Source organism: Roseateles sp. (genome assembly GCF_039929605.1).
Classification (GTDB): Bacteria; Pseudomonadota; Gammaproteobacteria; order Burkholderiales; family Burkholderiaceae_C; genus Pelomonas.
This window is the reverse complement of sequence record NZ_JBDSQX010000010.1, coordinates 24,606-30,711: the sequence shown is the minus strand read 5'-3', so window position 1 is coordinate 30,711 and position 6,106 is coordinate 24,606. Positions and strand designations below refer to the sequence as shown.

The 6,106-nt window shown below is 66.0% G+C and carries 9 protein-coding genes; 4 read left to right on the top strand and 5 right to left on the bottom strand.

What is annotated here, in order from left to right:
• The 3 genes from ABIS05_RS01665 to ABIS05_RS01655 all read left to right on the top strand — a co-directional run.
• A partial coding sequence (locus ABIS05_RS01665) for an AMP-binding enzyme (RefSeq protein WP_407074883.1) occupies window positions 1-315 on the top strand: 315 nt, incomplete at its 5' end.
• A gap of 35 nt (window positions 316-350) precedes the next feature.
• Window positions 351-749, top strand: a complete 399-nt coding sequence (locus ABIS05_RS01660) for a phasin family protein (protein WP_348013119.1) — start codon at window positions 351-353, stop codon at window positions 747-749.
• Window positions 746-1,930, top strand: coding sequence for an acetyl-CoA C-acyltransferase family protein (locus tag ABIS05_RS01655; RefSeq protein WP_348013118.1), 1,185 nt, complete (start codon window positions 746-748; stop codon window positions 1,928-1,930). The genes ABIS05_RS01660 and ABIS05_RS01655 overlap by 4 nt, the downstream gene beginning before the upstream one ends.
• Window positions 1,931-1,939: 9 nt before the next feature.
• Here ABIS05_RS01655 and ABIS05_RS01650 read toward each other — a convergent pair whose 3' ends face one another.
• From ABIS05_RS01650 to ABIS05_RS01630, 5 genes are all read right to left on the bottom strand, one after another.
• Window positions 1,940-2,356, bottom strand: coding sequence for a hypothetical protein (locus tag ABIS05_RS01650; RefSeq protein ID WP_348013117.1), 417 nt, complete (start codon window positions 2,354-2,356; stop codon window positions 1,940-1,942).
• Window positions 2,353-2,655, bottom strand: coding sequence for a chaperone modulator CbpM (locus tag ABIS05_RS01645; protein ID WP_348013116.1), 303 nt, complete (start codon window positions 2,653-2,655; stop codon window positions 2,353-2,355). The genes ABIS05_RS01650 and ABIS05_RS01645 overlap by 4 nt, the downstream gene beginning before the upstream one ends.
• 6 nt (window positions 2,656-2,661) lie before the next feature.
• On the bottom strand, window positions 2,662-3,630 hold the full coding sequence (locus ABIS05_RS01640; RefSeq protein ID WP_348013115.1) for a DnaJ C-terminal domain-containing protein: 969 nt from the start codon (window positions 3,628-3,630) through the stop codon (window positions 2,662-2,664).
• A 473-nt stretch (window positions 3,631-4,103) separates the two neighbouring features.
• Window positions 4,104-4,436 (bottom strand): BON domain-containing protein, encoded by a 333-nt coding sequence (locus ABIS05_RS01635; protein ID WP_348063204.1) that lies wholly within the window; start codon window positions 4,434-4,436, stop codon window positions 4,104-4,106.
• A 320-nt stretch (window positions 4,437-4,756) separates the two neighbouring features.
• Window positions 4,757-5,215, bottom strand: a complete 459-nt coding sequence (locus tag ABIS05_RS01630) for a hypothetical protein (protein WP_348013113.1) — start codon at window positions 5,213-5,215, stop codon at window positions 4,757-4,759.
• A gap of 228 nt (window positions 5,216-5,443) precedes the next feature.
• Between ABIS05_RS01630 and ABIS05_RS01625 the strand changes: the two genes are divergently transcribed.
• On the top strand, window positions 5,444-6,097 hold the full coding sequence (locus ABIS05_RS01625; protein ID WP_348013112.1) for a BON domain-containing protein: 654 nt from the start codon (window positions 5,444-5,446) through the stop codon (window positions 6,095-6,097).
• The last annotated feature ends 9 nt before the right edge of the window (window positions 6,098-6,106 follow it).

The following is a 6,106-nucleotide window of genomic DNA, read 5'->3' as shown; positions in this document are numbered from 1 at the left end:
GAAGCCGCTGTGGTCGGCCGCCCCGACGACACCACGGGCGAGTCCATCTGCGCCTTCGTCGTGCTGAAAGGGCCACGGCCGACCGGAGACGAGGCGACCCGGATTGCCACCGAACTGCGCAACTGGGTGGGCAAGGAGATCGGCCCGATCGCCAAGCCCAAGGAGATCCGTTTCGGCGACAACCTGCCCAAGACCCGCAGCGGCAAGATCATGCGGCGCCTGTTGCGCTCGCTCGCCACCGGCGAGGCCATCACGCAGGACACGTCGACGCTGGAGAACCCGGCCATCCTCGACCAGCTCGCGCAGCCGACCTGAACCATCCAAACACCCAAACACCCAGGAGACAGACCATGACGAATCAACAGCCAACCAACCCCTTCGCCGACGTTGCCAAAATGATGGAGCAGTTCAAGATGCCCGGCATCGACATGACCACCATCGTCGAGGCCCGCCGCAAGGACATCGAGGCGCTGGTTGAAGCCAACAAGGCAGCGTTCGAAACCATGCAAGCCCTGGCGAAGAAGCAGACGGCCATGATGACCGAGGCGATGCAGGGCATGCAGACCGCCGCCCAGGCCATGCTCAGCGGCGGCATGCCTGACCCCGCCAAGCAGGCCGAAGCCTTGCGCAAGGGCTTTGAGAAGACGCTGGCCGACATGAAGGAGCTGGCCGACATGGCGCGGCATGCGCAGAACGAGGCCATGGTCCAGGTCGTGCAGCGTGCCTCTCAACAGGCCAAGAAGTCATGAGCCGGCGTGACGTGGTGGTGCTGGGCGCGGCGCGGTCGGCCATTGGCACGTTCGGCGGCGCGCTCGCCGACATGGAGCCTGCCGAGCTGGCCGGCACGGTGATGAAGGAAGCGGTGCGGCGCTCCGGCGTCGACCCGAAGGCGATCAACTACGTGACGGTGGGCAACACCATTCCCACCGAGGCTCGCTTCCCCTACGTGGCGCGAGTGGCCGCCATCCAGGCCGGGCTGCCCATGGAGTCGGTGGCGATGTCGGTGAATCGCCTGTGCTCCTCGGGGCTGCAGGCGATCGTGACCACGGCGCAGAACATCCTGCTCGGCGACTGCGACTACGGCGTGGGCGGCGGGGTGGAGGTGATGAGCCGCGGTGGCTACCTGTCGACACAGATGCGCACCGGCGCCCGCATGGGCGACACGCAGATGATCGACATGATGGTGGCCACACTGACCGACCCCTTCGGCGTTGGCCACATGGGCATCACCGCCGAGAACCTGGTCACCAAGTGGGGCATCTCGCGCGAAGCGCAGGACGCACTCGCCGCCGATTCGCACCGCAAGGCCGCAGCGGCGATTGAGGAAGGGCGCTTCAAGTCGCAGATCGTGCCCATCGTCAAGCAGACCCGAAAGGGCGAGGTGGTGTTTGACACCGACGAACACGTCAGGCCCGCCACCACGATGGAGACGCTGGCGAAGATGAAGCCGGCTTTCAAGAAGGACGGCTCGGTGACCGCCGGCAACGCCTCCGGCATCAATGACGGCGCGGCCTTCTTCGTGCTGGCCGATGCAGCGGTGGCCGCCGCTGCCGGTCACAAGCCGATGGCACGGTTGGTGTCGTATGCAGTTGCCGGCGTGCCGAACGAACTGATGGGAGAAGGGCCGATCCCGGCCACCAAGCTCGCGCTGAAGAAGTGCGGGCTCTCGCTCGACCAGATGGACGTGATCGAGAGCAACGAAGCCTTTGCTGCGCAGGCGATCGCGGTCACGCGCGGGCTGGAGCTGGACATGAAAAAGGTCAACGTGAATGGCGGCGCGATTGCGTTGGGCCACCCCATCGGCTGCTCAGGCGCCTTCCTCGCGACCAAGGCAGTCTACGAACTTCACCGCACCGGCGGGCGCTTCGCGCTGGTGACGATGTGCATTGGCGGAGGCCAGGGCATTGCCGCAGTGTTCGAGCGGCTCTGAGTAGCGTGACTACAGACGCGGCAGATCCGGCGCGGCGGGACACATCACCGCCCTGCCCGACCTGATCATCGCCGCCAGCATTTCGCGCGGAAAGAAGGGCTCGCCACCCACGCCGATTTCCTCTGGCGTCATCTTTGCAAAGTGGCCCGTGCATCCGGCCATTGCAAAGACGTACAGCCCCATGAGGTAGTCGGGGCTGGTATTGATCTTCCGCACTTCGGGATAGCTGTCGATCAAGAGTTTGGCGAACTTCTCGACCATCGCGGGTTCGCAGGGGAACTCGGTCGCGGTGACCTCGCCCGTCTGGAATGTGCACTGGTAGGGCTGGGCTTGAGCACCGCTTGCCGCTGCCAGCGTCAGCAACAGACCCAGGAGCAGATCGAGGGCGGCAAGAGCATGCTTCGTGGCGACAGTGGTCCGGGTCATGGTGAACGCGAGCGAAGCCTTTCAATCTCCGTCAGCAGTGCCAACACGACGGCAGCGCCATGCAGCCCGAGCTCCAGCTCGTGCGCCAGGCGCAGCACTTTGCGTGTGCGAGCCAGAGCCTCGCCGCTGAACTGCCAGTCGACCGGGCCACGGCCTGTCGGATGCAGCAGCCCCTCGTCGACCAGCGCCTGCAATTGCGCCGCGTCTGCCCCGCTGGCGCGGCACAAGGCGGGGAGGTCGAAGGCCACTTGCTCTTCGACGACGGTGCTGGTCGTGACCAGGTAATAGGTGTCGGCCATGGCTGTTCAGGCCTCCAATGCGGCGCGAGGTTGATGGTCCGGATAGGCTGCGGCCAATGCCTGCCAGGCGACCTTCTGCGCCTCGGAATCAGCCGGTGGCACGGCCATGGTCAGCACCGCATACAGGTCACCCGCCTGGGCGCCGGGCAGGCCCCTGCCCTTGAGACGCAGCTTGCGGCCCTGGGTCGAGCCCGCTGGAATGCCCAACTGCACGGCGCCTTGCGGCGTCGGCACCTTGACCGTGGCCCCGAGCGCAGCCTCCCACGGGGCCACCGGCAGATCGAAGTAGACGTCGCTGCCATCGAGCCGGAAGACCGCATGCGGCATGAAACCGATTTCCAGATAGAGGTCGCCTGCCGGCGCGCCGTTCTGGCCCGCAGCCCCTTGGCCCAGCAGCCTCAAATGCTGGCCCGGCCGCACGCCTTTGGGGATGCTGACCTCCAGCTGCCGCTCCCGCAGCGTGGCCCGTCCCTGCGCATCGACCACGGGCATGCGCAACGACATCGTGCGTTGGGCGCCTCGATAGGCATCCTCAAGATCGACCGTCAGCTTGGCGTGGTGGTCGCTGCCCTGTGCGGGGCCGTGCTCGGAGGCATGCTGCCGCCTGCCTTCGCCACCACGCGCGCGCTGCCCGAACAAGGATTCGAAGAAGTCGCTGAAGGCCGCGCCGTCGGGGCCGGCCCGGCTGTCGGCACCTCGGCCGCTGAACTCGAAACCGCCGTCCCATCCGGGCGGTGGCTCGAAGGCGCGTCCGTCTGCCTGGCGCCGGGCGATGTCGTCGTAGGCGGCGCGTCGTTCGGGGTCGATCAGCGCCTCGTGGGCCTCGGCGATGTCCTTGAAGCGGGCTTCGGCGTCCGGCTCCTTGCTGACATCGGGGTGGTACTTGCGCGCCAGCTTGCGGTAGGCGCGCTTGAGCTCGTCCTGGGTTGCGGTGCGCTCAACGCCGAGCGTCGCGTAGTAGTCCTTGAAGTCCATGGCGCGATCAGGCGTTCACATCAACGCCGTGGCCGCTGGGGGTTTGGTCGGTCATGTGCATGCCTACGTCGTGGATTGAATGGCCATCGACGCACGAGACGGCCATCGTTGGTCCACTTTGCTCGGATGCGGGACGAAAGCCGGTGCGGCACCGCACCCAGCGCACGGCAAATGCAGGCAATTTCGGCAATCGCAATTCGGCTGCACAAGACCTTCAACTGCTGGTACGTCCAGTCCTCGACAAAGCCGAAGACCGTTTGCGGCCCGACTTTCTTGCTGATCTACGTCCCCCGGCGCTTCATCAGGAGGCGCTTCACGAGCCAAGCGTCCGGACTCGTCCAACGCAGCAGTTCGCATAGCTTCCTGCGCGAGGCTTTGGCGCCGCAGTTCCTGCGTTCGCCGTGAAGCCTGCTGCTCAGCCGCTTCGAATCTCGCTTCGCGACGTGCTGCAACGGCGCTTGTTTGGCGCACGCTTACCGAACCGCGACGGTCAGGCCCGACGCCTCCACGCTTCTGACGCCGACTGGCCTCTTTGCGGCGTGCGTGAACTGCTCAACGATGTCAGCGCTTGCCACCTGGCCGGTGAGCGTGACGACCCCGTGCACAGTCCTGATGTGGACGTGGATGCTTTGGTTCACGCTGACGGCGACTATCTCGACCCTGACCTTGGTCGTGATCCAGCGGTCGGATCGGTGGCGCTCGGGTGGCATGCCCGCACCGGAGGATGGCGGTGCGCTGGCCGCCTCTGCAGCATGCGCTGCGGGCACGCTGGCAAACAGCGCCACGAGTGCTGCGCCGGCAAGCATGCGTGCGTGGACGAAACGAGTGGAACGACAGGCCATGGGCTCGGCAATCACCTGGTGTGTTGGTGCAGCAGATGCTGGAGCAGCCAAGCTTCGCTGTCTGCGGGGCGAATGTCGGTGCGCTGCCGAACGCAGGACCCGGGTCCGGTGTCGCACTGAGGGCCCCAAGCCACATGTCAAGAGATGAAGAACTCGTCGCTCTGCGTATCGATCATCTGTGCGGTGCTCGCCTGCGCTTTGGACTTGTCGGCGCGCGGCGAGACGATCCGGACGATCTGGCACGCTCCCTCGGCCCGACGTTCGCGTTCAAACTCGCGCAGTCCTCAGGCGTGCGCCGCACGTTGCTGCGTTCGCTGCAATTGAACGGCAGGCCTGGCCTTCAGCGGCGGCAAGGCTTGAGCGGCCTGCAAGACGGGGGCGAGGTCCAACCTCAACAGGTCGACAGGCCTTTGCCCGCACAGTCCCGCATTGGGCGTGGCGAACCAAAGGGCCACGGCCCAGCCCGACCAACCCTGGGGCAATTCGCGCCTCACGGCCTGCGGCGGTGCTGCGAGAGACAGGTCGTCCGCATTGAACTGGAACATCGGTATCCAAAGGCTGCCGCGCCACTCGAACCCGAACACCTGGGCGGAGTGCACGAGCTTGGCCAGACTGACCGCCTCGCCCGCTTGGCGGTCTTCCAGCAGGCGGCCCAGGACATCGCCGGGCGCCGTGCCGCCGCTGGCGCGGAACGACTCCAGCAGGGTGACGAATCCGCGTCCGCAGGGGGCGTTGTATGTCATGGATGTCTCCAAGGTGTGGGGTGGGGAAGCAGTTGGGGCACTGACCACACAGCCCTGTTGGCTGTCGGCAATTGATCTTGGCCGCGTGCTGCGCCGCAGACGGTGCGGCAGCGCACGCAGGGGGAAACCAAGGAAAAAAAGGAACTCGCCCTCGGTGGGCCTGCGCACAGACCCAGCCATTCGCCAGGCAGATGCTGGGCCCTCTCTCAACCTCGATGGAGCAACACCATGAAGACCGATTCGCAACTGCAGCAAGACGTGATGGCCGAATTGAAGTGGGAGCCTGCTGTGCATGCCGCACAGATCGGCGTGGAAGTGAAGGACGGCGTGGTGACGCTGGCTGGCGAAGTCAGCAGCTACTACGAGAAGCTCAACGCGGAGCGAGCCGCCCAGCGCGTCGGCGGCGTGAAGGCGCTGGCCGTGGAATTGAAGGTCAAGCTCGGTGAGCTCGGCAAGCGCACCGATGCCGACATTGCGCTGTCTGCCAAGAACATCATTGGCTGGACGGGCTCTTTGCCGGCGGACGCGGTCAAGGTGATGGTTGAAGGCGGCTGGCTCACGCTGACGGGCGATGTCGAGTGGCAATTCCAGCGCCAGGACGCCGCGAACAGCGTGCGTCACCTGTTGGGCGTCACGGGCCTGAGCAACCAGATCGCCATCAAACCCACGCTGTCGGCCACGCTCGTCAAGTCGGACATCGAGGCGGCCCTCAAGCGCCGAGCAGCCGCCGATGCGCAGACCATTTCGGTCGCCGTCAGCGGTGGCGACGTGACGCTGACCGGCACCGTGCACAACTGGGCGGAACGCGACCTGGCCACGCGCTCGGCCTGGGGCAGCGCCGGCGTGCGCAAAGTGGTCGACAACATGACGCTGGCCTACTGAACCGAGGCA